This is a genomic window from Streptomyces sp. ERV7 (assembly GCF_001653515.1).
Taxonomy (GTDB): domain Bacteria; phylum Actinomycetota; class Actinomycetes; order Streptomycetales; family Streptomycetaceae; genus Streptomyces.
Genome location: NZ_LYOY01000051.1, coordinates 390,673 through 416,621 on the forward strand (window position 1 = coordinate 390,673; position 25,949 = coordinate 416,621).

The following is a 25,949-nucleotide window of genomic DNA, read 5'->3' on the forward strand; positions in this document are numbered from 1 at the left end:
CGCGGCCGGGCGCCGACCGGCTCGCTCAGGAAGTGAACAAGGCCCGTCCCCTCCGTACGAGGGGGCGGGCCTTGTCGTCGTCAGCCGTCAGCGTGCTTACCGGCCGCCGTACTTCTGACTCGCGGACATCGTGGCCAAGCTCGCCGCCCGCACCGGCCGTCCGGCCCCGGCCGTGGCCGCCGAGTGGTTCCTGCGCTACCTCGACCAGGTCGTCCGCCCCGTGCTCTGGCTGGACGCCACGGCCGGGATCGCGTTGGAAGCCCACCAGCAGAACACGCTGGTGCTGCTCGACCCCGACGGCTGGCCCGTCGGCGGCCGTTACCGGGACAACCAGGGCTACTACTTCCGCGAGTCCCACCGGGACGCCCTCGAACGGCGGCTGCCCGGAGTCGGCACCACCAGCGACACCTTCGTCTCCGACGCCGTCACCGACGAACGCTTCGCCTACTACCTCGGCATCAACAACGTCCTCGGCCTCGTCGGCGCCTTCGGGGCCCAGCGCCTGGCGGACGAGCGCGTACTCCTCGCCGCCCTGCGGCAGTTCCTGGCCAAGGCCACCGTGCTCGGCTCACCACTGCCCGCACAGCTGCTGGACAGCCCGACCCTGCGCTGCAAGGCCAACCTCATGACCCGGCTGCACGGCCTCGACGAGCTCGTCGGCCCGGTCGACACCCAGTCCGTCTACGTCACCATCGCCAACCCCCTCCACACCACCGGAACTTGATCCCCACGAACAGCTGAATGACGAGAGAGGAGCGTCGCCGTGCCTCCCACCGATGCGAGCACCGACGCCGACGCCGGAGCCGGTCCCGCCCCTCAGCCCGGCGGCGCCGAGGACACGCTGGACATGCGGCTGCCCTATGAACTCGTCGCGCTGTTCGGAGAGTCGAGGACAGTCGGGACCGGCACGGCGGAGGTGGGAGGCGGCGCCGAGGGCGGCGGGGCTGACGGCAGCGGCGAAGAGGGGGTCCCGGACTCCGCCATCCCGGGCGTCGGCGCCCCGGACTTCGTCATTCCAGAGTCCGGCGCTCCAGAGTCCGGCGTCCCGGACTCCCGGAACCCCGACTCCGGGTTGCCGCACTCCGCCGGGCCCGGGCCCGAGGTCGGCCCCAAGGTCGGCCCCCGAGCCGCCCGCTCCGATGCGGCCCCCCGCACCGCACCCGAGCAGCCACCCGAGCAGCCACGTCAGCAGGCACGCCACCAGACCTCCGGCCAGAGGCTCGCGGCGACGCCCGGCCACCGGCCCGAGGCGCTGACCCGGCAGCCCTACCCGCAGCGGACATCGCAGCCGCCCGGCTCATACGCCCGGATCGACGCGTCCCCCATCACCTCTCCCACCACGTCCCCCATCGCCTTCCACCCCGGCGGAGACGACCTGCTCGACTGCCCGGGGGTGTGGGGACCGGTCGCCACACCCGTCGGCGTCTTCCAGCTCGTACCCGTCCGTGTCGAACGTGACCTCTCCCTTCTGAGTACCTGGATGAACGATCCCGCCGTGGCCGCCTTCTGGGAGCTGGCCGGGCCCGACTCGGTCACGGCGGCCCATCTCCGTCCCCAACTCGACGGCGACGGGCGGAGCGTGCCGTGCCTCGGCCTGCTCGACAGCGCCCCCATGAGCTACTGGGAGATCTACCGGGCCGATCTCGACCCGCTGGCCCGGCACTATCCGGCGCGGCCGCACGACACCGGGATCCACCTCCTCATCGGAGGTGTCGCCGATCGCGGGCGAGGGGTCGGCACCGTGCTGCTCCGGGCCGTCGCCGATCTCGTACTCGACAACCGGCCGCTCTGTCCCCGAGTGGTCGCTGAACCCGATCTGCGCAACACCCCCTCCGTCTCCGCCTTTCTGAGCGCCGGCTTCCGGTTCTTCGCGGAAGTCGACCTTCCCGACAAGCGGGCCGCCCTCATGGTTCGTGATCGCGCGCTCAGGAACCTGCTGTGAACCACCCGCTGCCCTACATACACCGCTCGAACCGAATCGGTTCCACCCCGAGGAGTCGCCTTGCCGAATCTGCTTGTCCCCGATGATTCCGAGGAACGGGAGGAGCCGCCCACACCGCCCGAACCGTACGCACCGCCCGAGCTGAACCGGGAAGCCTGGGGCCGCGCGGCCCGCCGGCTGCTCGCCAAGACGCTCGGGGCCTTCGCGTACGAAGGGATCATCGAGCCGGTCGCGCAGCGGGTCGGCGGCGGCGAGGCCCCCCGACCGGAGGGCGGGCGCGGGCGAGCGGACGGCCCCGAGCAGGAACACGGCCCCGAGCAGGGGCCCAGCACGTACACCCAGCCCCTGGACGACGGCTCCGCCCTCTCCTTCCGGGCCCGGCGCGGCGCGTACGACGACTGGCTCGTCGACGCCGACTCCATCAGCCACCGAGGGCAGCCCTTCACCGACCCGCTCGCCTTCCTCGTACGCGCCCGCCGCACGCTCGGGCTCGACGGCGCCACCTTCGGCCACCTCGTCGGCGAGCTCACCGCCACGCTCGCCGCCGACACCCGCCTCGACCACACCGCGCTGCCCGCCGCCCGCCTCGCCGAGCTCGGGTACGCGGATCTGGAGGGCCACCAGACGGGGCACCCCTGGCTCGTCCTGAACAAGGGGCGGGTCGGGTTCTCGGCCGTCGACACCGCACGCTGGGCGCCCGAGGCCCGCAGGCCCACCCGGCTGCCCTGGATCGCGGTCCGCACCGACCTCGCCCGCTACCGGGGCGTCGACGCGCTCGCCACGCCCGACCGGCTCTACGCACGGGAGCTCGACCCGGCCGTCCGCGAGGGCTTCGCCGCCGCGTTGCGCGCGCGTGGTCTCGCCCCGGAGGACTACCTCTACCTGCCCGTGCACCCCTGGCAGTGGGACGAGGTGGTGCTGCCGCTCTTCGCCCCGGCCGTCGCCGACGGCGCGATCGTCCCGCTGCCGGGCGACGCCGACCTCCGGCTGCCGCAGCAGTCCATCCGGACCTTCCTCAACACCTCACGCCCCGACCGGCACACCGTGAAGCTGCCGCTGTCCATCCTCAACACACTCGTCTGGCGCGGACTGCCCACGGAGCGCACGCTCGCCGCCCCGGCCGTCACCGCCTGGGTCCACGCCCTGCGCGACGCCGATCCGTTCCTGCGCGACGAATGCGGGGTGATCCTGCTCGGCGAGGTGGCTTCCGTGGCGGTCGAGCACCCGCTGTACGACCACCTCGCCGAGGTTCCGTACCAGTACAAAGAGCTGCTCGGAGCGATCTGGCGCGAGCCGCTGCAGACCCAGCTCGCGGCGGGGGAGCGCGCGCGTACTCTCGCTTCGCTGCTCCACACCGATCCGCAGGGACGTGCCTTCACCGCCGAACTCGTCGCCCGCTCCGGCCTCCCTCCCCAGGTCTGGCTGCGCCGCCTGTTCGGCGCACTGCTGCCGCCGCTGCTGCGCTTCCTCTACCGCTACGGGACGGTCTTCTCGCCGCACGGCGAGAACGCCATCGTCGTCTTCGACGACCACGACGTGCCCGTACGCCTGGCGATCAAGGACTTCGTGGACGACGTCAACATCAGCGCGGAGTCGCTGCCCGAGCACGACTCGATGCCCGACGACGTACGGGGCGTCCTCCTGACCGAGCCGCCGTCCTTCATCACCCAGTTCATCCACTCCGGTCTCTTCGTCGGTGTGTTCCGCTATCTCGCGCCGCTGTGCGAGGAGCAACTGGACGTTCCGGGGAGCGACTTCTGGGCGCTGGTACGCGACGAGATCCTGCGCCACCAGGCACGGTTCCCCGAGCTCAAGGAGCGCTACGAGACATTCGACCTGCTCACACCCCGTATCGAGCGGCTCTGTCTCAACCGGAACCGACTGCACCTGGACGGCTACCGGGACCGCCCCGAGCGCCCGCACGCGGCCGTCGCGGGCACCGTCCCGAACCCCCTCGCACCGCCGACGTGATCGGATTGTCAGTGGTGCCCCGTAGACACCTCGGGGCCCTAACTTGTCAAGCGGCTGCGGCAAGTTGGGTGGGGAACGCGGTCTGTTCTTCGAACGGCTTGTTGTGCTGTAGGCAGTGGTAGAGCTGTCCGATCATGCGGTTGAAGAGGTTTCTCTGGGCGGCTGCGTGCCAGTCCCCGTGCTCGTCACGCCGCTTGCGGTAGTGGGCTTTGGCGCCGGGTGAGGCGGTGATCGCGGAGAACGCCCAGAGGTATCCGACGTGGTTGAGCCGGTCGTTCTTTACCCACCGGCGGGTGATGGAGGACTTCTTGCCGGAGGCCCTGGTGATGGGTGAGGAGCCGGCGTAGGCCTTCAGTCCGCGGGCGTCGGCGAACCGGGTGTGGTCGTCTCCGATCTCGGCGAGCACCCGGGCGCCGAGCTGGATGCCGAGGCCGGGGAAGCTAAGGATCACTTCGGCGTCCGGGTGCTGAGGGAAAGCCTCTGCCACCGCCTCGGCCAGGTCGTCGGCGGCCTTGGAGGCGGCTTCGAGCTGGATGAGGAGGGCGAGCATCTGCTTGCCCAGGGCGTCCTCGACCAGAGGTGGCTGGTGGGCCCACTCGGCGCGGAAGACCTCGCGGAGCCGCTCGGCATCCGCATCGATGCCGCGCTTGCGGCCGGCCCGCTTGAGCGCGGCCTGAAGCTGGGCGCGGGTCAGCCTCGCGGCTTGGGACGGCGTCGGGGCGAGGCGGAGGAACTCGAAGGCCTCGGGGCGGCACAGACCGTTCTTCCAGGTCTCGACGGCTGCCAGGGCGGCCGGGTAGTACTCGCGCAGCAGCGAGCGCAGCTGGTTGGCAGTCTGCTGCCGGTTCCAGGTGGCGTCCTGCTGGGCGCGGGCCAGGACAGCGATGGCGCGGCTGAGATCGGAGTCGCCTGGCAGGGGTCGGTGGGCGTGCATGTCGGTGCGCAGGATGTTCGCCAGCACGAGGGCGTCGCCGGGGTCGGACTTCTTGCGTGAGACGGAGTGGCGGTCGCGGTAGCGGGCGGCGGCCATCGGGTTGATCGCGAACACCTGCCGCTTGCCGGCCCGGAGAACAGCGACGAGCAGGCCGCGGGAGGTCTCGATCGCCACCGGGATCGGGTTCTCCTCCGTGTCGCCGTGCTCGGCGAGCAGGTCCAGCAGGATCTTGTAACCGGCCGCATCGTCGGTGATGTGCCGCTTGGCCAGTAATCGGCCGGTGTCGTCGACCAGGGCGACGTCATGTGTCCTTTCCGCCCAGTCGATGCCGCAGTAGATCAAGGTCTTTCCTTCCCCATGGTGCAGGTCTGTGCTGGTCACGAGCTCATGCGGGACCACGCGGCGCCCTAATCCCAGGCCTCAACCACCACGGGCCGGGCCGACACCTCGGTAGCCGTTCGTGGCACCAGCTCATCCCCACGGGCCCCGGTCTAAGCGGGAGCTCAAACGGCTCGGGCGTATCAAGGAGTCACCATGCGGCGGGCTCGCACCACCAACACCAACGAGTGACCATGGCGAGGGTGTTGACGGAGGTGATGGCGGAGGCGAGGGCGCCGGACGGCGCACGGTCTGGCACGAGGCCTCACGCGCCTGGCTGTTTGAAGGCATCCGTCCGGCGCCCACGCGACCGTCACCACCACGAGCAGCGGGACCGCGCACGCGATCTACGGGGAGGCATCGATTGCCCGGGTGGACGTAAGTGTCACGACCCCACTGCTCGAACAGCCCGTAACGAACTGTGGTCTCGTCCGGCACTGTCTTACCCACGGATTAGGGTGGACGGGCTATGACGAAGCCATCTCTCCCCGATCTCCTGCACGCCGCCGTCTCCGCCGTCGGCGGCCTGGAGCGCCCCGGCCAGGTCACCATGGCCACGGCCGTCGCCGACGCCATCGACGGCGGTTCCCACCTGCTCGTCCAGGCCGGCACCGGCACCGGAAAGTCCCTGGGCTATCTGGTGCCGGCGCTGGCGCACGGCGAGCGTGTCGTGGTGGCCACGGCGACCCTGGCGCTCCAGCGGCAGCTCGTGGAGCGTGATCTTCCGCGTACGGTCGACGCGCTGCACCCGCAGCTGCGCCGCCGCCCGGAGTTCGCCATGCTCAAGGGCCGCTCGAACTACCTCTGTCTGCACCGCCTGCACGAGGGAGTGCCGCAGGAAGAGGAGGACGGCCTCTTCGACCAGTTCGAGGCGGCCGCGCCCACCAGCAAGCTCGGGCAGGACCTGCTGCGGATGCGGGACTGGGCCGACGAGACGGAGACCGGCGACCGGGACGATCTGACGCCCGGTGTCTCGGACCGCGCCTGGGGCCAGGTGTCCGTCTCCTCCCGGGAGTGCCTGGGCGCCTCGAAGTGCGCGTACGGGGCGGAGTGCTTCGCGGAGATGGCCCGCGAGCGCGCCAAGCTCTCGGACGTGGTGGTCACCAACCACGCCCTGCTCGCCATCGACGCCATCGAGGGCGCCCCGGTGCTCCCGCAGCACGAGGTGCTGATCGTCGACGAGGCGCACGAGCTGGTCTCCCGGGTCACCGGCGTCGCCACCGGCGAGCTCACTCCGGGGCAGGTAAACCGCGCCGTGCGGCGGGCCGCCAAGCTCGTCAACGAGAAGGCGGCCGACCAGCTCCAGACCGCCGCCGAGGGCTTCGAGCGGCTGATGGAGCTCGCGCTGCCCGGCCGTCTGGAGGAGGTCCCGGAGGACCTCGGGTACGCCCTGATGGCGCTGCGCGACGCCGCTCGTACGGTGATCTCGGCGCTCGGCTCCACCCGGGACAAGTCCGTGCAGGACGAGGACGCGGTGCGCAAGCAGGCCCTCGCGGCGGTCGAGAGCGTCCACGGGGTGGCCGAGCGGATCTCCAACGGATCCGAGTACGACGTCGTCTGGTACGAGAGGCACGACCGTTTCGGGGCTTCCCTGCGGGTCGCCCCGCTCTCCGTCTCGGGGCTGCTGCGGGAGAAGCTCTTCACCGACCGTTCGGTGGTGCTCACCTCGGCCACGCTCAAGCTCGGCGGTGACTTCAACGGGGTGGGCGCCTCGCTGGGCCTGGCGCCGGAGGGCACCGAGGGCGAGGACGTGCCGCAGTGGAAGGGCATCGACGTCGGCTCGCCCTTCGACTACCCCAAGCAGGGCATCCTCTATGTCGCCCGGCATCTGGCCACGCCGGGCCGGGAGGGCTCGCGCGGCGACATGATGGACGAGCTGGCGGAGCTGGTCGAGGCGGCGGGCGGCCGCACCCTGGGCCTCTTCTCGTCGATGCGGGCCGCCCAGGCCGCCGCCGAGGAGCTGCGCGGCCGCTTGGACAAGCCGATCCTGCTCCAGGGCGAGGACACGCTCGGTGAGCTGATCAAGACGTTCGCGGGCGACCCGGAGACCTGTCTGTTCGGCACGCTCTCCCTCTGGCAGGGCGTGGACGTGCCGGGCGCGAGCTGCCAGCTGGTGATCATGGACCGGATCCCGTTCCCCCGGCCCGACGACCCGCTGATGAGCGCTCGGCAGAAGGCGGTGGAGGAGGGCGGCGGCAATGGCTTCATGGCGGTCGCCGCGACCCATGCCGCGCTGTTGATGGCGCAGGGCGCGGGCCGTCTGGTCCGGGCGACCGGGGACCGGGGCGTCGTCGCCGTACTCGACCCCAGGCTGGCCAACGCGCGCTACGGCAGCTATCTGCGGGCCTCGCTGCCGGACTTCTGGTACACCACGGACCGCAACCAGGTACGCCGCTCGCTCGCTGCGATCGACGCGGTCGCCAAGGCCGACGGGAAGTAGTCGGCCCGTCGGCGCCCTGGCGGCGAGGCAGGCCCCGGCGGGCGGAAGGGGCAACAGCCCCTGACCCTGCCGAGGGGTGGCCCCCGGGCACAACAGGGCCCCGGGACCGGCGCAGGGGGTCCCGGGGCCGGTCCTCGCCGGCGGGTCGGTCAGACCCGCCGCAGCACCGCCACCACCTTGCCGAGGATGGTCGCCTCGTCACCGGGGATGGGCTGGTAGGCGGCGTTGTGCGGGAGGAGCCAGATGTGGTTGTCCTCGCGCTTGAACCGCTTCACGGTGGCTTCGCCGTCCAGCATCGCGGCGACGATGTCGCCGTTCTCCGCGACCGGCTGGCGGCGCACCGTGACCCAGTCGCCGTCGCAGATCGCGGCCTCGATCATCGAGTCACCGACGACCTTGAGGACGAAGAGCTCGCCGTCGCCCACCAGCTGGCGGGGGAGGGGGAAGACGTCCTCGACCGACTCCTCGGCGAGGATGGGGCCGCCGGCGGCGATCCGGCCGACCAGCGGCACATAGGAGGCCGCGGGCTTGCCGGTGGTGTCGGTGGGCTGGGTGCTGGGCTGGTCCGAGCCGCGCACCTCGTACGCCCGGGGGCGGTGCGGGTCGCGGCGGAGGAAGCCCTTGCGCTCCAGGGCCATGAGCTGGTGGGCGACGGAGGACGTGCTGGAGAGACCCACCGCCTGGCCGATCTCCCGCATCGACGGCGGGTACCCCCGGCGCTGGACGGAGTCGCGGATGACCTCGATGACCCGCCGCTGCCGGTCGGTGAGACCGGAGCTGTCCGCCCTGATGCCCGGAGGTCGGCCGGGCAGCGAGCGCGTGGCCCGCGCTGGGTCGCCGCCCTCCTGGTTCGTGACTGCGTCATTCATGGCATGCACCGGCTCAAGTCGGGTCTGGGAGCGGTCCTGGGCAGTGATGGTGGCACTGTCTGCGGTGGTGGTCACGTCGGCCCCTCTCGAAATGGTCTCCCTAGCTGGACAACGGTAGTTGCTTTCGAAAGGTTGCGCCAAACACACGTTCGAGTGAAAAATCGCAGAAAGCGTGACGTGATGATGGGGCCGGGTGTATGCGGGTGCCCTTACCGGGGCCGGTCGGCAGGCAATTCGGTCGATTACGGTACCCTTCACCGCTGAGGCCGAGCCCGAAGGCGCCGCCCGGGAGCGTCGCCGACGACTGCCGGGTCGTGCGTACGTACGACCGCGCCGCGATGGCCGGTACCGGGCTCCCAGTCTGCCATCCGGTCGCCCGGAATCGGGGTCGGGCGCGCCCGTTCGCCGGCTGTCGGACGGGTGTTCCGTCGCCCTCCGGGCCCGCGCGGACACGGGCCGGAATCAAGCCTCCCGGCGCTGCTCCCTGCGCGACCGCTCCGCGACACGCGGTAGTGGGCAGTTGTCGGCGAAACCCCAGATCTAGTGGTTGGATTGCCACTGCCGCCCAGAAGTTGTGGTCGTTGGTCCTTCGGACCGCGGCCATCGCCTATGCTTGTGGCTGCTTCGCGGGGCCTGTTCAGGCCTGGCGAGGCCATTCAGTCGTGCTGCGAAGGAGGGTTGGGATTCATGCACTGCCCCTTCTGCAGGCACCCCGACAGCCGTGTCGTCGACAGTCGGACGACCGACGACGGCACGTCGATCCGCAGGCGCCGCCAGTGCCCCGACTGCTCCCGTCGCTTCACGACGGTGGAGACGGCCTCGCTGATGGTCGTCAAGCGGTCGGGCGTCACCGAACCCTTCTCGCGCACCAAGGTCATCTCTGGGGTCCGCAAGGCGTGCCAGGGACGGCCGGTCACCGAGGACGCCCTCGCCAAGCTCGGCCAGCGGGTCGAGGAGGCGGTGCGCGCCACCGGCAGCGCCGAGCTGACCACCCATGACGTGGGTCTGGCCATACTCGGCCCGTTGCAGGAGCTCGACCTCGTCGCGTACCTGCGCTTCGCGTCCGTGTACCGGGCATTCGACACCCTTGAAGACTTCGAGGCCGCCATCGCGGAACTGCGCGAACAACGGCCTCCCGCGGACGACGCGGACGCGCGCGTGGCCGGAGTGACCCCCGCGGTCCCCGTGCCCGCCACCGCTGCCGACTGACCGGCGGACTCCGGTCGCCGATCGGCGGCAATCCAGGACCTGTCACGGGCGCTCTGCGCGGCGCCCGGGGCACAAGACAAACACCGTGCCACGGGAACATTCGGGCACTTTTGGGCGTTTTCGCCCGCGTATGGGAGGCGGCATGACAGAGACGACGAGCGGCCCGGCACGAGGATCCCGCACCAAGGGTTCCAAGGCCAGCAAGGGTCTGCGTATCGAGCGCATCCACACCACCCCCGGCGTGCACCCGTACGACGAGGTGGCCTGGGAGCGTCGTGACGTCGTCATGACCAACTGGCGCGACGGCTCGATCAACTTCGAGCAGCGTGGCGTCGAGTTCCCCGACTTCTGGTCGGTGAACGCGGTCAACATCGTCACCAGCAAGTACTTCCGCGGGGCCGTCGGCACCCCGCAGCGCGAGACCGGTCTCAAGCAGCTCATCGACCGGATCGTGAAGACGTACCGCAAGGCCGGCGAGGACTACGGCTACTTCTCCTCGCCCGCGGACGCCGAGATCTTCGAGCACGAGCTGGCGTACGCCCTCCTGCACCAGGTCTTCAGCTTCAACAGCCCCGTCTGGTTCAACGTCGGGACCCCGCAGCCCCAGCAGGTCTCCGCCTGCTTCATCCTGTCCGTCGACGACTCCATGGAGTCGATCCTCGACTGGTACAAGGAAGAGGGCATGATCTTCAAGGGCGGCTCCGGCGCCGGCCTGAACCTCTCCCGCATCCGCTCCTCCAAGGAGCTGCTGTCCTCCGGCGGCAACGCCTCCGGCCCGGTCTCCTTCATGCGCGGTGCCGACGCCTCCGCCGGCACCATCAAGTCGGGCGGCGCCACCCGCCGCGCGGCCAAGATGGTCATCCTCGACGTCGACCACCCCGACATCGAGAACTTCATCGAGACCAAGGTGAAGGAGGAGGAGAAGATCCGCGCGCTGCGCGACGCGGGCTTCGACATGGACCTGGGCGGCGACGACATCACGTCGGTCCAGTACCAGAACGCCAACAACTCGGTCCGGGTGAACGACGAGTTCATGAAGGCGGTCGAGACCGGCGGCAAGTTCGGTCTGCGCGCCCGGATGACCGGTGACGTCATCGAAGAGGTCGACGCCAAGTCCCTCTTCCGCAAGATGGCCGAGGCGGCGTGGGCCTGCGCCGACCCGGGCATCCAGTACGACGACACGATCAACCACTGGCACACCTGCCCGGAGTCCGGCCGTATCAACGGCTCGAACCCGTGCAGCGAGTACATGCACCTGGACAACACGTCCTGCAACCTCGCCTCGCTGAACCTGATGAAGTTCCTCAAGGACGACGGCGAGGGCCGCCAGTCCTTCGAGGTCGAGCGCTTCGCCAAGGTCGTCGAGCTGGTCATCACCGCGATGGACATCTCGATCTGCTTCGCGGACTTCCCGACGCAGAAGATCGGCGAGAACACCCGCGCCTTCCGCCAGCTGGGCATCGGCTACGCCAACCTCGGCGCCCTGCTGATGGCGACCGGCCACGCCTACGACTCGGACGGCGGCCGCGCGCTCGCCGGTGCCATCACCTCGCTGATGACCGGCACCTCGTACAAGCGCTCCGCCGAGCTGGCCGCGGTCGTCGGCGCGTACGACGGCTACGCCCGCAACGCCGAGCCGCACCAGCGCGTCATGAAGCAGCACGCGGACGAGAACACCAAGGCCGTCCGCGTGGACGACCTGGACTCGCCGATCTGGGCCGCCGCCACGGAGGCCTGGCAGGACGTGGTCCGGCTGGGCGAGAAGAACGGTTTCCGCAACGCGCAGGCCTCGGTCATCGCCCCGACCGGCACCATCGGTCTGGCGATGTCCTGCGACACCACCGGCCTGGAGCCCGACCTCGCCCTGGTCAAGTTCAAGAAGCTGGTCGGCGGCGGCTCGATGCAGATCGTCAACGGCACGGTCCCGCAGGCGCTGCGCCGCCTCGGCTACCAGCCGGAGCAGATCGAGGCGATCGTCGCCCACATCGCCGAGAACGGCAATGTGATCGACGCCCCCGGCCTGAAGACCGAGCACTACGAGGTCTTCGACTGCGCCATGGGCGAGCGCTCCATCTCCGCGATGGGCCACGTCCGCATGATGGCCGCCATCCAGCCGTGGATCTCGGGCGCGCTCTCCAAGACGGTCAACCTGCCGGAGACGGCGACCGTCGAGGACGTCGAGGAGGTCTACTTCGAGGCGTGGAAGATGGGCGTCAAGGCGCTCGCGATCTACCGCGACAACTGCAAGGTCGGCCAGCCCCTCTCCGCGAAGACCAAGTCGGCCAAGGAGACGGAGAAGGCCGAGGTCACGGAGAAGGCCGAGGCCGAGATCCGCAAGGCCGTCGAGAAGGTCGTCGAGTACCGCCCGGTCCGCAAGCGTCTGCCCAAGGGCCGTCCGGGGATCACCACCTCCTTCACGGTCGGTGGCGCCGAGGGCTACATGACCGCCAACTCCTACCCGGACGACGGTCTGGGCGAGGTCTTCCTGAAGATGTCCAAGCAGGGCTCGACCCTCGCGGGCATGATGGACGCCTTCTCGATCGCCGTCTCGGTCGGTCTGCAGTACGGCGTTCCGCTGGAGACGTACGTCTCGAAGTTCACCAACATGCGCTTCGAGCCGGCCGGTATGACGGACGACCCGGACGTGCGGATGGCGCAGTCGATCGTCGACTACATCTTCCGCCGCCTGGCGCTGGACTTCCTGCCGTTCGAGACCCGCTCGGCGCTCGGCATCCACTCCGCCGAGGAGCGTCAGCGCCACCTGGAGACCGGTTCGTACGAGCCGACCCTGGACGACGAGGAGATGGACGTCGAGGGCCTGGCCCAGTCCGCTCCCCGGCAGACGGAGACGCTGAAGGCCGTCGCCGCGCCGAAGCCGGCCGTCGTCGAGCCGCCGAAGGCCGTGCACAACTCGGCCGAGCTCGTCGAGATGCAGCTCGGCGTCAGCGCCGACGCGCCGCTCTGCTTCTCCTGCGGCACCAAGATGCAGCGGGCCGGCTCCTGCTACATCTGCGAGGGCTGCGGCTCGACCAGCGGCTGCAGCTGATACGAGGCGCTCGCAGCCCGAGCGCTTCTGAGGGCCGACAGGCCCTGCCCCGTGGGGACCGGTGAACTACCGGTCCCCACTTGGGCGTTCGGGGCGGAAAGTCGTCCCTGGGCTTCATCGGCCTTCATCGGCCTTCATTCACGTACTACGTACTACGTACGCGGGAGTCAGACGGCCCGGGCGCCCATCGCGGCCGGGAAGGCGTCCGGGGCCAGGTCGAAGCCGCGCAGGGCCGGGTGGAACTCCCAGGCGCCGCCCGCCGTCCTGACGAACTCCGCGACCGTGGCGGCCGTGCTGTGCGCGACGGCCGAGAAGTCGTCGCTCGCCAGCTCCGTGTAGCCCTCGCGGATGTGCACCTCGGGGTGGGCGATGTCGGCGAAGACGAGCCGGTCCGGGCGCTGCTGGATGACCACGCCGACCACGATCCGGGCGTGGGCCTCGGGCTGGCGGGCGAACTCCAGCGTCAGCACCTCGTCGTCGCCGAACCCCTTTCCGGTGGTGCTGTCGCGGCTCAGATAGACCGTGCCGTCGGGCGAGCGGCTGTCGAAGTGCACCAGATAGGCGGGGCTGCCGTACGGATCGGACGCGGTGTAGACCGCGGCGATCACATCGAGGTCATGGGCCGGGGAGCCGACCGGGCTGGGGTCCCACCGCAGTGCCACCTCGACCTTGCCGAGTCCTTTGCTGAAGCCGCTCATCCCCAAACCCCTCCCCGTGACTGCCCGTTGTCAGCCGCTCACGACCATGCTGCCACGCGCGCGTGGCGATCCGGTCCGCCGGAGTGGGACCGGGGGCGCCGCATCCCGCTCCGCCCCCTCCGCTACGAGCTCCGCCGCCTCCTCGGTGTGCGCACCACGTACCTGCTCGCCGGCGCCGTGCTCGTCGGTTCCGTCGCCCTCGCCGTGGTGCTCGGCCGCACCGGGCGCACCCCGCTGCCGCACCTGGCCGCCGCCTGGCCGGGGCTGCTGCCGCTGCCGCCCGCGGCGTTCGGCGCCGGGGTCCTCGGCGCGCTCGCCTTCGGCGAGGAGTACCGGTACCCGGCGCTCGCCGCCGACCGCGGCACCGTCCCGCGCAGGCTCGGGCTGCTGCTGGCCAAGCTCGCGGTGTCGGCCGCGGCCGCCCTCCTGCTGGCCGCGCTCACGGTCGTCCTGGACGCGCAGGCGCTGCGTCTGGTGTACGGCGGAGACTTGGTGCGCATCCCGCCGGACTGGCCCTCGCTGGCGGCGAGTTGGGCGGGGCTCACCGTCGGCTGTGCCTGGGCCGGGCTGCTCGCGGCCGGGATCTTCCGGGCCACCGCGGCCGGGCTCGCCGCCGTCCTGGCGGTGCCGGTCGCCGTCGTACCCCTCGTACAGAAGGCGCTGTCGGCTCCACAGGCGCGTTCGGTCGCCGGGCTCCCGGCCCGGCTGCGGGACGTGGCCTGGCTGCGCTGGCCGCATCTACTGGACAACGGGCTCGGCGCGGCGCTGCACCTGCTCGCCCGGCCGCAGGGCGCGGCCCTCGCACTGTCGCTCGCGGTGCTGCTCTGCGCGTACGTGGTCACCGGCCTTCGGGCGAGGGCCCGTTGGTGACCCGGTTCTGACCTCGGCGGATACGGACGGCCACAACTCCCCAGAGAATGCCCGCTTCTTTCCGATAAAGCGTCAATTGCGAGGGGTGCGGCGATCACCCTTTCGTGTGCTTTTCACCAAAGACCTCAAGGGCCGTGGAAGTCCCGCCGACAAAGGATGCGTGAGTACCCTTGCGCACACCATGATGACCACCGCCCGCGCCGCCGACACCGGCCTCGCAGGACCGGGCGAACTCGACCGCTATCCCTACGCGGAGGCGCGTGGCGCCGACCGCGTCTCCCTCCCCGCCTGGGACGGAGCCGAGGCAGACCTCGGCAGGGTGAGCCGCCGCGCGGCGGGCAGCCGCGGGAGAGGACTGCACGGCCAACTCGTCCAGCAGCTCGGCCAGATGATCGTCTCCGGCGATCTCGGCGCCGACCGCCCGCTGGTCCCCGAGGAGATCGGCCAGCGCTTCGAGGTCTCCCGGACCGTCGTCCGTGAGTCGCTCCGCGTCCTGGAGGCCAAGGGCCTGGTCAGCGCCCGCCCCAACGTCGGCACCCGGGTCCGCCCGGTCAGCGACTGGAATCTGCTCGACCCCGACATCATCGAGTGGCGGGCCTTCGGTCCGCAGCGCGACGACCAGCGGCGCGAGCTCAGCGAGCTGCGCTGGACGATCGAGCCGCTGGCCGCCCGGCTCGCGGCGGGGCACGGCCGCGAGGACCTCCAGCAGCGCCTCGGCGACATGGTCGAGATCATGGGCCACTCCCTCGCCCAGGGTGACGTGATCACCTTCTCGCGGGCCGACGCGGAGTTCCACTCCCTGCTGATCCAGGCCGCGGGCAACCGCATGCTGGAGCACCTCTCCGGCATCGTCGGCGCCGCCCTCCAGGTCTCCGGCGGACCGGTCACCGGCTGTGACCGCCCCTCCGACGCCGCGCTCACCCATCACGCCCGGATCGTGGACGCGCTGGCGGGCGCCGACGGGGCGGCGGCCGAGGCGGCCATGCGGCAGCTGCTCACCGTCCACCCCGAGGTCGAGCGCGTCGTTCCCGCGCCGCGCGAGCACTGACGGCGGAGCGCGGCCGGGTTCGGGCCGGCCGACCCGCCCGGAGGAAGTACGCGTCGCCGGACCTCGGGGGGTCCGGCGATGCGATTGTGGACACTTTGACCCTTGTGGCCGTTTCTGTCGTAAATGGGGTGTGACTCGGGCCACGTAGATTGGGCGTAACACTCCTCGGAACCGTGCGATGACCTAAGAGGTAACAGCCGAGGAAGGAATACAGCAGCCGCTCGTGGCGCTGTGCAGCTCCGAGGTTCAGCCCGCGCCGTCGGCACAATCCCCAGCCGACGGTCGTCGGCTCCGGCCCGATCATGGGCGGGGCCGGAAGCCGTTTCCATCGTTCCGAGAGGTTGTTCGTGTCGGCCAGCACATCCCGTACGCTCCCGCCGGAGATCGCCGAGTCAGAGTCTGTGATGGCGCTCATCGAGCGGGGAAAGGCTGATGGGCAGATCGCCGGCGATGACGTGCGTCGGGCCTTCGAAGCCGACCAGATTCCGCCAACCCAGTGGAAGAATGTTCTGCGCAGCCTCAACCAGATCCTCGAGGAAGAGGGTGTGACGCTGATGGTCAGTGCCGCGGAATCTCCCAAGCGCACCCGGAAGAGCGTCGCAGCGAAGAGCCCGGCGAAGCGCACCGCCACCAAGACCGTCGCGGCCAAGACGACCGTGACCAAGACCGTCGCGGCCAGCGCGGCCCCGGCGGCCGAGAGCGTGGACGCGTCGGCGGACGACGCCGAGGCGCCCAAGAAGGCCGCCGCCAAGAAGACGGCCGCGAAGAAGACCGTCGCCAAGAAGGCCGTGGCCAAGAAGACGGCCGCGAAGAAGACCGCCGGCAAGAAGGGCGACGAGGAGGCCATCGAGGGCGAGGAGCTCCTCGAGGACGCCGCGCCCGGCAAGGGCGACGAAGAGGAGGCCGAGGGCGAGAACAAGGGCTTCGTCCTCTCCGACGACGACGAGGACGACGCTCCCGCTCAGCAGGTCGCCGTCGCCGGTGCCACCGCCGACCCGGTCAAGGACTACCTGAAGCAGATCGGCAAGGTCCCGCTGCTCAACGCCGAGCAGGAGGTCGAGCTCGCCAAGCGCATCGAGGCCGGTCTGTTCGCCGAGGACAAGCTGTCGGCCGCCGACAAGCTCGCCCCCAAGCTCAAGCGCGAGCTGGAGATCATCGCCGAGGACGGCCGCCGCGCCAAGAACCACCTGCTGGAGGCCAACCTCCGCCTCGTGGTCTCGCTGGCCAAGCGCTACACGGGCCGCGGCATGCTCTTCCTGGACCTGATCCAGGAGGGCAACCTCGGTCTGATCCGCGCGGTCGAGAAGTTCGACTACACCAAGGGCTACAAGTTCTCCACGTACGCCACCTGGTGGATCCGTCAGGCGATCACCCGCGCCATGGCCGACCAGGCCCGCACCATCCGTATCCCGGTGCACATGGTCGAGGTCATCAACAAGCTCGCGCGCGTGCAGCGCCAGATGCTCCAGGACCTGGGCCGCGAGCCCACCCCGGAGGAGCTGGCCAAGGAACTCGACATGACCCCGGAGAAGGTCATCGAGGTCCAGAAGTACGGCCGTGAGCCGATCTCGCTGCACACCCCCCTGGGTGAGGACGGCGACAGCGAGTTCGGTGACCTCATCGAGGACTCCGAGGCGGTCGTCCCGGCCGACGCGGTCAGCTTCACGCTCCTCCAGGAGCAGCTGCACTCGGTCCTGGACACCCTGTCGGAGCGCGAGGCGGGCGTGGTCTCCATGCGCTTCGGCCTCACCGACGGTCAGCCGAAGACCCTGGACGAGATCGGCAAGGTCTACGGAGTGACGCGTGAGCGCATCCGCCAGATCGAGTCCAAGACCATGTCGAAGCTCCGCCACCCGTCGCGTTCGCAGGTGCTGCGCGACTACCTCGACTAGGTCGCGTTCGTACGCCTGTCGTACGAGTCGCAAGTGAACGAGGGCCCGGTTTCCGCAAGGGAGCCGGGCCCTCGGGCGTGTCTGAGCGGGTGCGGGCCGTCAATAGCTCGTTGACTCTGGGTGTGCCTGTGTCACCCGGAGTCAGGAGACCGTATGCGACGTCCCACCGTCCGAGCGCTGCGCGGGGCGCTGGCCCTCACGGCGGCCGCCACCGCCGTACCGCTGGCCCTGCCCGCCCCGGCCGCCGCCGACAGTGTGGTCATCGGGGGCTCACCCGCCTCCGTCAGGGACAGCCCGTACGTTGTCGCCCTCTCCAGCCGTAGCCGGTTCGGGGGTACGCGCGCGGGCCAGTTCTGCGGGGGAGCGGTGGTCGCTCCCACCAAGGTGGTCACCGCCGCGCACTGCCTCAGCAAGGAGGTGCTCGGGGTCAACGGAGTGCGGGACCTGAAGGTGATCGCGGGGCGCTCGGCGCTGCGCGGCGGCAGCGGCCAGGAGGTCGTCGTGCGGGACACCTGGGTCAACCCGGGCTACGACCCGGTCAGCAACACCGGGGACCTCGCGGTGCTCACCCTGGCGAGCGCGCTGCCCGAGTCGTACGTCATCGGGCTCGCCGGGCCGGGCGACGCGGCCTACCTGCCGGACACGCCCGCGGCGGTCTACGGCTGGGGCGACACCTCGGGGGAGGGCAGCTATGCCGCGTCACTGCGCTCGGCCCGGGTCAGGGTGCTGTCGGACGGGGCTTGTGAGCGCGCCTACCCGGGGAACTCGGAGGGCACGTACCTGAAGGCCACCATGCTGTGCGCAGGCGATCCCGGGGGCGGCCACGACGCCTGTCAGGGCGACAGCGGCGGGCCGCTGGTCGCCCGCGGGCGGCTGATCGGCCTGGTGTCCTGGGGCAGCGGCTGTGGGCAGGCGCAGAGCCCCGGGGTGTACACCCGGATCTCCGCGTTCGTCAGCCCGTCACGGCATGCGGCGCCCCTCTAGCGGGACGCGGGCATGAGAACGGGCGGCCGCCCCGCGCGGGGCGGCCGCCCGTCGCCGGTCCTGGACCGGCCCTGGCTCGTCGTCAGTGCGAGGTGTCAGCGATCCTCTTCGCCTGCGGATTCGGGCACCGCGGTGAGGCGGTCCGTCTCGTCCTGTATCTCAGCGGCGATCTTCTTCAGTTCCGGCTCGAACTTGCGTCCGTGGTGAGCACAGAAGAGCAGTTCGCCACCGCTGGTCAGAAGCACACGCAGGTATGCCTGTGCACCGCAGCGGTCGCAACGGTCAGCGGCCGTCAGGGGGCTCGCGGGGGTCAGAACAGTAGTCACGTCGCCTCTTCTCTAGCTCGACGAGCTGTCGTACCAGGGTCAACATCCAACCAGGCCGAAAACGTTCCCGCTCGTGCCTTTTCCTCGAAACTTCTTGGTCAAGGTGGCTGTCTGCTGCCGGTTGGCGGCGAATGAGCCGTATTGCGTTGCTTTACGGTTTCGCGTTGCTTGTCTCGTTTGGCCCTCCCGGCGGGGTTGCCGGTCGTTCATGAGGACGTGCCCGGAGCCTAAATGGTTCATGCCTGGATGGGAACGTGATATCCGCATCACTCCAACGAGGGATCGAACATGTATACGAGGCTGGACTAGCATGAGTATTGCCGAGGGTGGCGTGACAACGGCTCTACCAGGCCTCGGTACCCTCTGACCGGCGACCGACGCCGGCCCCCTACCCACCAGGGGGCGAATTGAAATTCAGCGAGGAGCGAACTGCGTGACCGCCGAGACGTCCGTTCCGTCCACTGCGCTGCTGTCCGGCGCCGACCGGGACGGCTCCAACTACACCGCGCGGCACCTGCTCGTCCTTGAAGGCCTCGAAGCGGTCCGCAAGCGCCCGGGCATGTACATCGGCTCGACCGACAGCCGCGGCCTGATGCACTGCCTCTGGGAGATCATCGACAACTCCGTCGACGAGGCCCTGGGCGGGTACTGCGACTTCATCGAAGTGATCCTGCACGACGACGGCTCCGTCGAGGTGCGGGACAACGGCCGGGGCATCCCGGTCGACGTCGAGCCCAAGACCGGCCTCTCGGGCGTCGAGGTCGTCATGACCAAGCTGCACGCCGGCGGCAAGTTCGGAGGCGGCTCGTACGCCGCCTCCGGCGGTCTGCACGGCGTGGGCGCGTCCGTGGTGAACGCGCTCTCGGCCCGCCTCGACGTCGAGGTCGACCGCAACAGCGCGACGCACTCGATCAGCTTCCGGCGCGGCACGCCCGGTATGTTCACCGAGCAGGGCCCCGACGCCCCCTTCGACCCGTCGAGCGGGCTGCTCAAGGGCAAGAGGGTGCCCAAGACCCGCACCGGGACGCGCATCCGCTACTGGGCGGACCGCCAGATCTTCCTCAAGGACGCCAAGCTCTCCCTGGAGACGCTTCACCAGCGCGCGCGTCAGACCGCCTTCCTGGTCCCCGGCCTGACCATCGTCGTCCGGGACGAGCGCGGCATCGACGGCGAGGGCAAGACGGAAGAGACGTTCCGTTTCGACGGCGGGATCAGCGAGTTCTGCGAGTACCTGACCCAGGACAAGGGCGTCTGCGACGTGCTGAGGCTCACTGGCCAGGGCACCTTCAAGGAGACCGTCCCGGTCCTGGACGAGCGCGGCCACATGACCCCCACCGAGGTCACCCGTGAGCTCGCCGTGGACATCGCGCTGCGCTGGGGCACCGGGTACGACACCAACCTGAAGTCGTTCGTGAACATCATCGCCACCCCCAAGGGCGGCACCCACGTCACCGGCTTCGAGCGGTCGGTCACCAAGACCGTCAACGAGGTGCTGCGCTCCGCGAAGCTGCTGCGCGTCGCCGAGGACGACGTCGTCAAGGACGACGCCATGGAGGGCATGACGGCGGTGGTCACCGTCCGTCTCGCCGAGCCGCAGTTCGAGGGCCAGACCAAGGAGGTGCTCGGCACCTCGGCGGCCAACCGGATCGTCGCCAACGTGGTCGCCAAGGAGCTGAAGGCGTTCCTGACCTCCACCAAGCGCGACGCCAAGGCGCAGGCCCGGGCGGTGCTCGACAAGATCGTCGCAGCGGCCCGGACCCGGATCGCGGCCCGCCAGCACAAGGACGCGCAGCGGCGGAAGACCGCCCTGGAGTCCTCCTCGCTGCCCGCCAAGCTGGCCGACTGCCGCAGCGACGACGTGGAGCGCAGCGAGCTCTTCATCGTCGAGGGAGACTCCGCGCTCGGCACCGCCAAGCTCGCCCGGAACTCGGAGTTCCAGGCGCTGCTGCCGATCCGCGGCAAGATCCTCAACGTGCAGAAGGCGTCCGTCTCGGACATGCTCAAGAACGCCGAGTGCGGCGCGATCATCCAGGTCATAGGAGCGGGCTCGGGCCGCACCTTCGACATCGACGCGGCGCGGTACGGCAAGATCGTGCTGCTCGTCGACGCCGACGTCGACGGCGCCCACATCCGCATCCTGCTGCTGACCCTCTTCCAGCGCTATATGCGCCCGATGGTCGAGGCGGGCCGGGTCTTCGCCGCGGTCCCGCCGCTGCACCGGATCGAGCTGGTCCAGCCCAAGAAGGGCCAGGACAAGTACGTGTACACGTACTCGGACAACGAGCTGCGCCAGACCCTGCTGGAGTTCCAGCGCAAGGGCGTCCGGTACAAGGACTCCATCCAGCGCTACAAGGGCCTCGGCGAGATGGACGCCGACCAGCTGGCGGAGACCACGATGGACCCGCGCTTCCGCACCCTGCGCCGGATCAACATCGGCGACCTGGAGGCCTCCGAGCAGGTCTTCGACCTGCTGATGGGCAACGAGGTGGCGCCCCGCAAGGAGTTCATCACCAGCTCGGCGGCGACGCTGGACCGCTCGCGCATCGACGCGTAGCCGCAGCCGCGGCGGGGGTCCCAGGTGGCGTGTCCACCCGTGGGTGGAGCTGCGGGCTCCACCCACGTTCAACCCCTGCTCCGATGCGTCTGACCAGGCCGTTTCCGTAACTTCGATGGCGTAGGGAAGTCCTGCCCGTCGTGATTCCGGAGGCCCAGATGTCCGCGCTCGTGAATGTGCTGGTGGCGGTGGCCGTCATCGCGCTGATCATCTCGCGTCAGGTGCGGCCCCAGCGGCTGGCCGACGCCAAGCGCTGGTGGCTCGTCCCGGCGGTCCTGGTCTGTCTGGGGATACGGGAGAAGGGCCTGGTCGCCCCGGACCACCACCTGGCCTCGGTGCTGCTGCTCGGCACGGAGATCGTGACCGGGCTGCTCATGGGCGCCGCCTGGGGCTGGACCAGCAAGGTGTGGACCGAGCCGGACGGCTCGGTGTGGACCAAGGGCACCCGGGCGACGGCCGCCGTCTGGGCCGTCGGCATCGCCGTGCGGGCGGGCCTGGCCGGCCTCGGCGCCCTGGCCGGGATACGGATGGGCACCGGCGCGCTGCTGCTGGGCCTGGCGGCCTCGCTCCTGGTCCGCGGCGGCATCCTGGTGTGGCGCGCCCAGTCCCTGACCGCGTCGTACGGTGTCGCTGCCGACGGCTCGGCCCGCCCGCTGTGGAAGGAGCGTGTGTGACCACCGACGTCTGGTTCACCTGGCCCTCGCGGGAGGCGCTCTCCCACGAGGGGCTGAGCCGCGCACGGCTCGGCATCATGTGGAGCGTCCGCGGGCTGCTGCTCGGGGGGATGCTGTGGACCGCGATCAGCGAGAAAGGCCCGCACGGCTGGTCCTGGGCCGTGGGCGTGGCCATGGTGCTGGTGATGGTCGTGCTGGCACGGGCATTCTGGCGGCAGACGCTCGCCCACCGGATGTGGCCCTCGCTGGGGCTGCTCGCGCTGCTGATGACGACGGCGATCGCGGCGCAGCAGACCGACTGGCGCATCTTCGCGACCATCGCGTGGTGCGGCTGTGCGGTCTCGGCGCTGGAACGGCTCCCGCTGGGCGCCGCGGTCCCCACCACCCTGGTGGCCCTCGGGGCGTATGCGGCGCTGAACACCGACGACTGGCTGACCACCGCGCTGACCACCGCGGGCCTCGGCCTCGCCGGCTATGTGCTGCGACTGGACGCCGAGGCGCGGGGCACCGCCCAGCGGCTGCTCGCCCAGGAGCGGGCCGCCCGGGCCGCCGAGGCCGAGTCGGCGGCGCTCGCCGAGCGGGCCAGGATCGCCCGCGAGATCCACGATGTGCTCGCGCACAGCCTCTCGGCGCAGCTGGTGCATCTGGAGGCGGCCCGGCTGATGATCGAGCGCGAGCCCGCCGGTGAGTTCCGGGACCGGATACTGGAGCGGGTCGTCGCCGCCCGGTCGATGGCGCGGGACGGCCTGGCCGAGACCAGGCAGGCGCTCTCCGCGCTGCGCGGAGAGATCACCCCGGTCGAGGGCTTCCTGCGCACGCTCGTCGACGGCGGCGGCCTCGGCGGCCTCAGTGGTCCGGCCGGGGTCGAAGTGGCGGGGGAGCGGCGGCCGTTGACGGCCGAGGCGTCCCAGGCGGTGCGGCGCGTGGCACAGGAGGCCCTGACGAATGTGCGCAAGCACGCGCCGGGCGCCGCCGTCGCCGTGCGGCTGGAGTACCGGCCGGACGAAGTGGCTCTGGAGGTACGGGACTCGGGCGGCGGCCGGGGCACCGAGGAATGGGAAGCGAGCGGTTCCGGATACGGTCTGCTGGGGATGAGGGAGCGCGCCGAACTGCTCGGCGGGACCCTGGAGGCGGGACCGGAGGAGGAGGGCTTCGTGGTGAGGCTGAGGGTGCCGGCATGACCGGCGAAGGGGGCGGAGTGGCCGTAGGAAGTGCCGGAGGCGGGACCGGAGGCGGGGACCGTGCGATCCGCGTGGTCGTGGCGGACGACCAGTCGGTGGTGCGCGAGGGGATCGTGATGCTCCTCGGGCTGTTGCCCGGCGTCGAGGTGGTCGGGGCGGCCAAGGACGGCGAGGAGGCGGTCGCGCTGGTCGCCGAAGTGGCTCCGGACGTCGTCCTGATGGATCTGCGGATGCCGCGCTGCGACGGGTCCGAGGCCACCCGCCGTATCCGCTCCGCGTATCCGGGCACGCAGGTCGTGATCCTGACGACCTACGCCGATGACGACTCGCTGTTCACGGCGCTGCAGGCCGGGGCGCGCGGATATCTGACCAAGGACGCGGGCGGCGACGAGATCGTCAAGGCGATACAGGACGTGCTGGCCGGACAGGCGGGCCTGGCGCCCTCGGTGCAGCGAAGGCTGCTCGAACGGGTGACGGCGCCGCCGCCCGCGGTGGCTCCGGCGGTGCTGCCCGACGGGCTCACCGGCCGTGAGGGCGAGGTGCTCGGCCTGGTCGCGGAGGGCCTGTCCAACCCCGAGATCTCCCGTGCGCTGCATATTTCCACCGCGACGGTGAAGACCCACATCAACAACATCTTCGCCAAGACGGGAGCGAGGGACCGGGCGCAGGCCGTGCGGTACGCCTATCAGCACGGCCTCACCCGGCCACCGGGTCCGGCCGTCGGCTGATTCGGCCATCACCTAATGGGGTGAAGAGGGGGCGTTGAAGAGTGCGGGGGCGTCCCCTCTGCACATCCTTGGGCACGCGGCCGAACAGGGCCGTGGACTAAGGAGTGTTGTTCGGTGGAGAGACAAGAACGGCACGAACCGGCGGCGGCACGGATCGACGACCCCTGGTACGACGCGCTCGCCTCCGGCTGGGGCGAACTGGACGGTACGGTGCCCGCGTTCGCCCCGCAGCAGCGGGCGGCCGAGCCGGACCGAGGGCACAGTGCGGCCGAGATCTATCTGGAGGTGCAGCGCAGTCCTGCCTTCCAGGAAGTCCGTGCCCGCTACCGCAGGTTCGTGGTCCCGGCCGCGCTCGCGTTTCTCACCTGGTACATCGCGTATGTTGTCGCCGCGACCACCGCACCGGGCCTGATGGCCCATCAGGTGGCCGGGGCGGTCAATGTCGCCATGGTCGCCGGTCTTGGTCAGTTCCTCTCCACCTTCCTGCTGACCTGGGCGTACGCCCGTCATGCGCGGCTGCGCCGGGACCGGGCCGCGCTCGAACTGCGCTGGGACACCCAGGAGATGACACGGGGGATGGCCAGGTGAGCGTCGGCAGGGATCATCAGGCGCTGGCGCTGCTGCTGTTCAGCGCGTTCGTGGCGGCCACGCTGGCGATCACCACATGGGTGAGCCGCAACCGGCGGGGCTCGGCGGAGGAGTTCTATGCGGGCGGGCGGCTGTTCTCCCCCATGGAGAACGGTTTCGCCATCGCGGGCGACTACATGTCGGCCGCCTCGTTCCTGGGGATCTCCGGGCTCATCGCGCTCTTCGGGTACGACGGGATGCTCTACTCCGTCGGATTCCTGGTGGCCTGGCTGGTGGTGCTGCTGCTGGTGGCCGAACTGGTCCGCAACTGCGGGCGGTTCACCCTCGCCGATGTGATCGCCGCCCGGATGAGCGAGCGGCCGGTCCGGATCGCGGCGGGAACGTCCTCGGTCACCGTGTCCGTTCTCTATCTGGTGGCGCAGATGGTCGGCGCGGGCAGTCTGGTGGCGCTGCTGCTCGGCGGCTCCAGCGGCGCGGCCCGCTCGTGGACCGTCATCGGCGTGGGTGCGCTGATGGTGATCTATGTGTCGCTCGGCGGGATGCGGGCGACCACCTGGATCCAGATCGTGAAGGCCGTCCTCCTGATGGCCGGAGCGGTCACGCTCACGGTGCTGGTGCTGATGCGCTTCCACGGAGACGTCAATCTGCTGCTCAACACGGCGGCCGAGCGGAGCGGTCATGGAAAGGAGTTCCTCGCCCCGGGGCTCAGATACGGCGGTGGCTGGACCGCGCGGCTCGACTTCATCAGCCTGGGCCTGGCCCTGGTGCTGGGTACGGCGGGGCTGCCGCACATCCTCTCCCGCTTCTACACGGTGCCGACCGCCCGGGCCGCGCGCCGCTCGGTCGTCTGGGCGATCGGTCTCATCGGCGGCTTCTATCTGATGACCATCGTGCTCGGCTTCGGGGCGGCCGCCGTGGTCGGCTCGGCCGAGGTGAAGTCCGCGAACGCGGCGGGGAACACGGCGGTACCGCTGCTGGCGCTGAATCTGGGCGGGGGCGCGGGTTCTACAGGCGGAACGGTTCTCTTCGCGGTCGTCGCCGCGGTCGCCTTCGCCACCATCCTGGCCGTGGTCGCCGGGATCACCCTCGCCTCCTCCGCCTCCGTCGCCCATGATCTGTACGCCTCGCTGCGGCGGCGCCATGCCAAGCAGTACAGCGAGGTGGCGGTGGCCAGGGTCGCCGCCGCCGGGATCGGGGCGGTCGCCATCGGCCTCGGGCTGCTGGCCCGGGATCTGAACGTGGCGTTCCTGGTCGGGCTGGCCTTCGCGGTCGCGGCCTCGGCCAATCTGCCCGTGCTGCTCTACTCGCTGTTCTGGCGGAACTTCACCACCCGGGGCGCGGTCTGGTCGGTCTATGGCGGTCTGGTCCCGGCGCTGGTTCTCGTGGTGCTCTCGCCGGTCGTCTCGGGCGGGCCCCACGCACTGTTCCCCGGGGTGGACTTCCAGTTCTTCCCGCTGGAGAACCCGGGCCTGGTCTCCATCCCGCTGGGCTTCCTGGCCGGTTGGCTGGGCACGGTGACCTCGCCCGAGCCGCCGGACGAGGCGCGCCACGCGGAGACCGAGGTACGGTCGCTGACAGGGGCGGGCGCGGTGTAGCGGTGCGCAGGATCGATCCGCC

Annotated in this window: 18 protein-coding genes and 2 pseudogenes; 16 read left to right on the forward strand and 4 right to left on the reverse strand. The window is 70.5% G+C overall.

Features of this window, described 5'->3' with window-relative positions; translation table 11 throughout:
* Positions 1 to 118 precede the first annotated feature (118 nt).
* From A8W25_RS24640 to A8W25_RS24650, 3 genes and pseudogenes are all read left to right on the forward strand, one after another.
* Positions 119 to 724, forward strand: a pseudogene (locus A8W25_RS24640) (IucA/IucC family C-terminal-domain containing protein); the annotation flags it as partial.
* Between the two features lie 528 nt (positions 725 to 1,252).
* Complete coding sequence (locus A8W25_RS32915; RefSeq protein WP_079126481.1) at positions 1,253 to 1,942, forward strand: GNAT family N-acetyltransferase; 690 nt, start codon at positions 1,253 to 1,255, stop codon at positions 1,940 to 1,942.
* A gap of 69 nt (positions 1,943 to 2,011) precedes the next feature.
* Positions 2,012 to 3,913, forward strand: a complete 1,902-nt coding sequence (locus A8W25_RS24650; RefSeq protein WP_067167142.1) for an IucA/IucC family protein — start codon at positions 2,012 to 2,014, stop codon at positions 3,911 to 3,913.
* Positions 3,914 to 3,959: 46 nt separating this feature from the next.
* On the opposite strand, the gene A8W25_RS24655 is transcribed toward A8W25_RS24650, so the two are convergent.
* Entirely contained in the window at positions 3,960 to 5,189 is a 1,230-nt protein-coding gene (locus tag A8W25_RS24655) for an IS110 family transposase (RefSeq protein ID WP_067165092.1), read from the reverse strand.
* Between the two features lie 505 nt (positions 5,190 to 5,694).
* Here A8W25_RS24655 and A8W25_RS24660 point away from each other — a divergent pair.
* The gene (locus A8W25_RS24660; protein ID WP_067165094.1) at positions 5,695 to 7,665 is read left to right on the forward strand and encodes an ATP-dependent DNA helicase; all 1,971 of its coding nucleotides are present in this window, start codon (positions 5,695 to 5,697) and stop codon (positions 7,663 to 7,665) included.
* 149 nt (positions 7,666 to 7,814) lie between these two features.
* Here the strand turns inward: A8W25_RS24660 and lexA are convergent, their stop codons facing one another.
* Positions 7,815 to 8,609, reverse strand: coding sequence for a transcriptional repressor LexA (gene lexA / locus A8W25_RS24665; protein ID WP_067165097.1), 795 nt, complete (start codon positions 8,607 to 8,609; stop codon positions 7,815 to 7,817).
* A 612-nt stretch (positions 8,610 to 9,221) separates the two neighbouring features.
* Here lexA and nrdR point away from each other — a divergent pair.
* Both nrdR and A8W25_RS24675 read left to right on the forward strand, forming a co-directional pair.
* The gene (gene nrdR, locus A8W25_RS24670; protein WP_067165100.1) at positions 9,222 to 9,743 is read left to right on the forward strand and encodes a transcriptional regulator NrdR; all 522 of its coding nucleotides are present in this window, start codon (positions 9,222 to 9,224) and stop codon (positions 9,741 to 9,743) included.
* Positions 9,744 to 9,885: 142 nt separating this feature from the next.
* Positions 9,886 to 12,789 (forward strand): vitamin B12-dependent ribonucleotide reductase, encoded by a 2,904-nt coding sequence (locus tag A8W25_RS24675; RefSeq protein WP_067167145.1) that lies wholly within the window; start codon positions 9,886 to 9,888, stop codon positions 12,787 to 12,789.
* A 167-nt stretch (positions 12,790 to 12,956) separates the two neighbouring features.
* On the opposite strand, the gene A8W25_RS24680 is transcribed toward A8W25_RS24675, so the two are convergent.
* A complete protein-coding gene (locus A8W25_RS24680) occupies positions 12,957 to 13,487 on the reverse strand; it encodes a TerD family protein (protein ID WP_067165103.1) in 531 nt (176 codons plus the stop codon).
* A gap of 96 nt (positions 13,488 to 13,583) precedes the next feature.
* Here A8W25_RS24680 and A8W25_RS24685 point away from each other — a divergent pair.
* From A8W25_RS24685 to A8W25_RS24700, 4 genes and pseudogenes are all read left to right on the forward strand, one after another.
* Positions 13,584 to 14,357, forward strand: a pseudogene (locus tag A8W25_RS24685) (ABC transporter ATP-binding protein); the annotation flags it as partial.
* 160 nt (positions 14,358 to 14,517) lie between these two features.
* Positions 14,518 to 15,405: a FadR/GntR family transcriptional regulator gene (locus A8W25_RS24690; RefSeq protein WP_199831822.1), complete on the forward strand. Its 888-nt coding sequence runs from the start codon at positions 14,518 to 14,520 to the stop codon at positions 15,403 to 15,405.
* A gap of 347 nt (positions 15,406 to 15,752) precedes the next feature.
* A complete protein-coding gene (locus A8W25_RS24695) occupies positions 15,753 to 17,297 on the forward strand; it encodes an RNA polymerase sigma factor (protein WP_067167148.1) in 1,545 nt (514 codons plus the stop codon).
* Between the two features lie 153 nt (positions 17,298 to 17,450).
* Positions 17,451 to 18,281: a S1 family serine peptidase gene (locus A8W25_RS24700; protein ID WP_067165111.1), complete on the forward strand. Its 831-nt coding sequence runs from the start codon at positions 17,451 to 17,453 to the stop codon at positions 18,279 to 18,281.
* A gap of 95 nt (positions 18,282 to 18,376) precedes the next feature.
* On the opposite strand, the gene A8W25_RS24705 is transcribed toward A8W25_RS24700, so the two are convergent.
* Positions 18,377 to 18,607, reverse strand: a complete 231-nt coding sequence (locus tag A8W25_RS24705; RefSeq protein WP_067165114.1) for a DUF7455 domain-containing protein — start codon at positions 18,605 to 18,607, stop codon at positions 18,377 to 18,379.
* Positions 18,608 to 19,040: 433 nt separating this feature from the next.
* On the opposite strand from A8W25_RS24705, the gene A8W25_RS24710 reads away from it, so the two are divergent.
* The 6 genes from A8W25_RS24710 to A8W25_RS24735 all read left to right on the forward strand — a co-directional run bounded on the left by A8W25_RS24710 (position 19,041) and on the right by A8W25_RS24735 (position 25,927).
* Positions 19,041 to 21,161, forward strand: a complete 2,121-nt coding sequence (locus A8W25_RS24710) for a DNA gyrase/topoisomerase IV subunit B (protein ID WP_067165117.1) — start codon at positions 19,041 to 19,043, stop codon at positions 21,159 to 21,161.
* Positions 21,162 to 21,319: 158 nt separating this feature from the next.
* On the forward strand, positions 21,320 to 21,835 hold the full coding sequence (locus A8W25_RS24715; RefSeq protein ID WP_067165119.1) for a CcdC protein domain-containing protein: 516 nt from the start codon (positions 21,320 to 21,322) through the stop codon (positions 21,833 to 21,835).
* Entirely contained in the window at positions 21,832 to 23,016 is a 1,185-nt protein-coding gene (locus A8W25_RS24720; protein ID WP_067165122.1) for a sensor histidine kinase, read from the forward strand. Before A8W25_RS24715 ends, A8W25_RS24720 begins: the two co-directional genes overlap by 4 nt.
* Before the next feature lie 116 nt (positions 23,017 to 23,132).
* Positions 23,133 to 23,744, forward strand: a complete 612-nt coding sequence (locus A8W25_RS24725; RefSeq protein WP_234386618.1) for a response regulator transcription factor — start codon at positions 23,133 to 23,135, stop codon at positions 23,742 to 23,744.
* A gap of 114 nt (positions 23,745 to 23,858) precedes the next feature.
* A complete protein-coding gene (locus A8W25_RS24730; RefSeq protein WP_067165125.1) occupies positions 23,859 to 24,332 on the forward strand; it encodes a DUF485 domain-containing protein in 474 nt (157 codons plus the stop codon).
* Positions 24,329 to 25,927, forward strand: a complete 1,599-nt coding sequence (locus A8W25_RS24735; protein WP_067165128.1) for a cation acetate symporter — start codon at positions 24,329 to 24,331, stop codon at positions 25,925 to 25,927. Before A8W25_RS24730 ends, A8W25_RS24735 begins: the two co-directional genes overlap by 4 nt.
* The last annotated feature ends 22 nt before the right edge of the window (positions 25,928 to 25,949 follow it).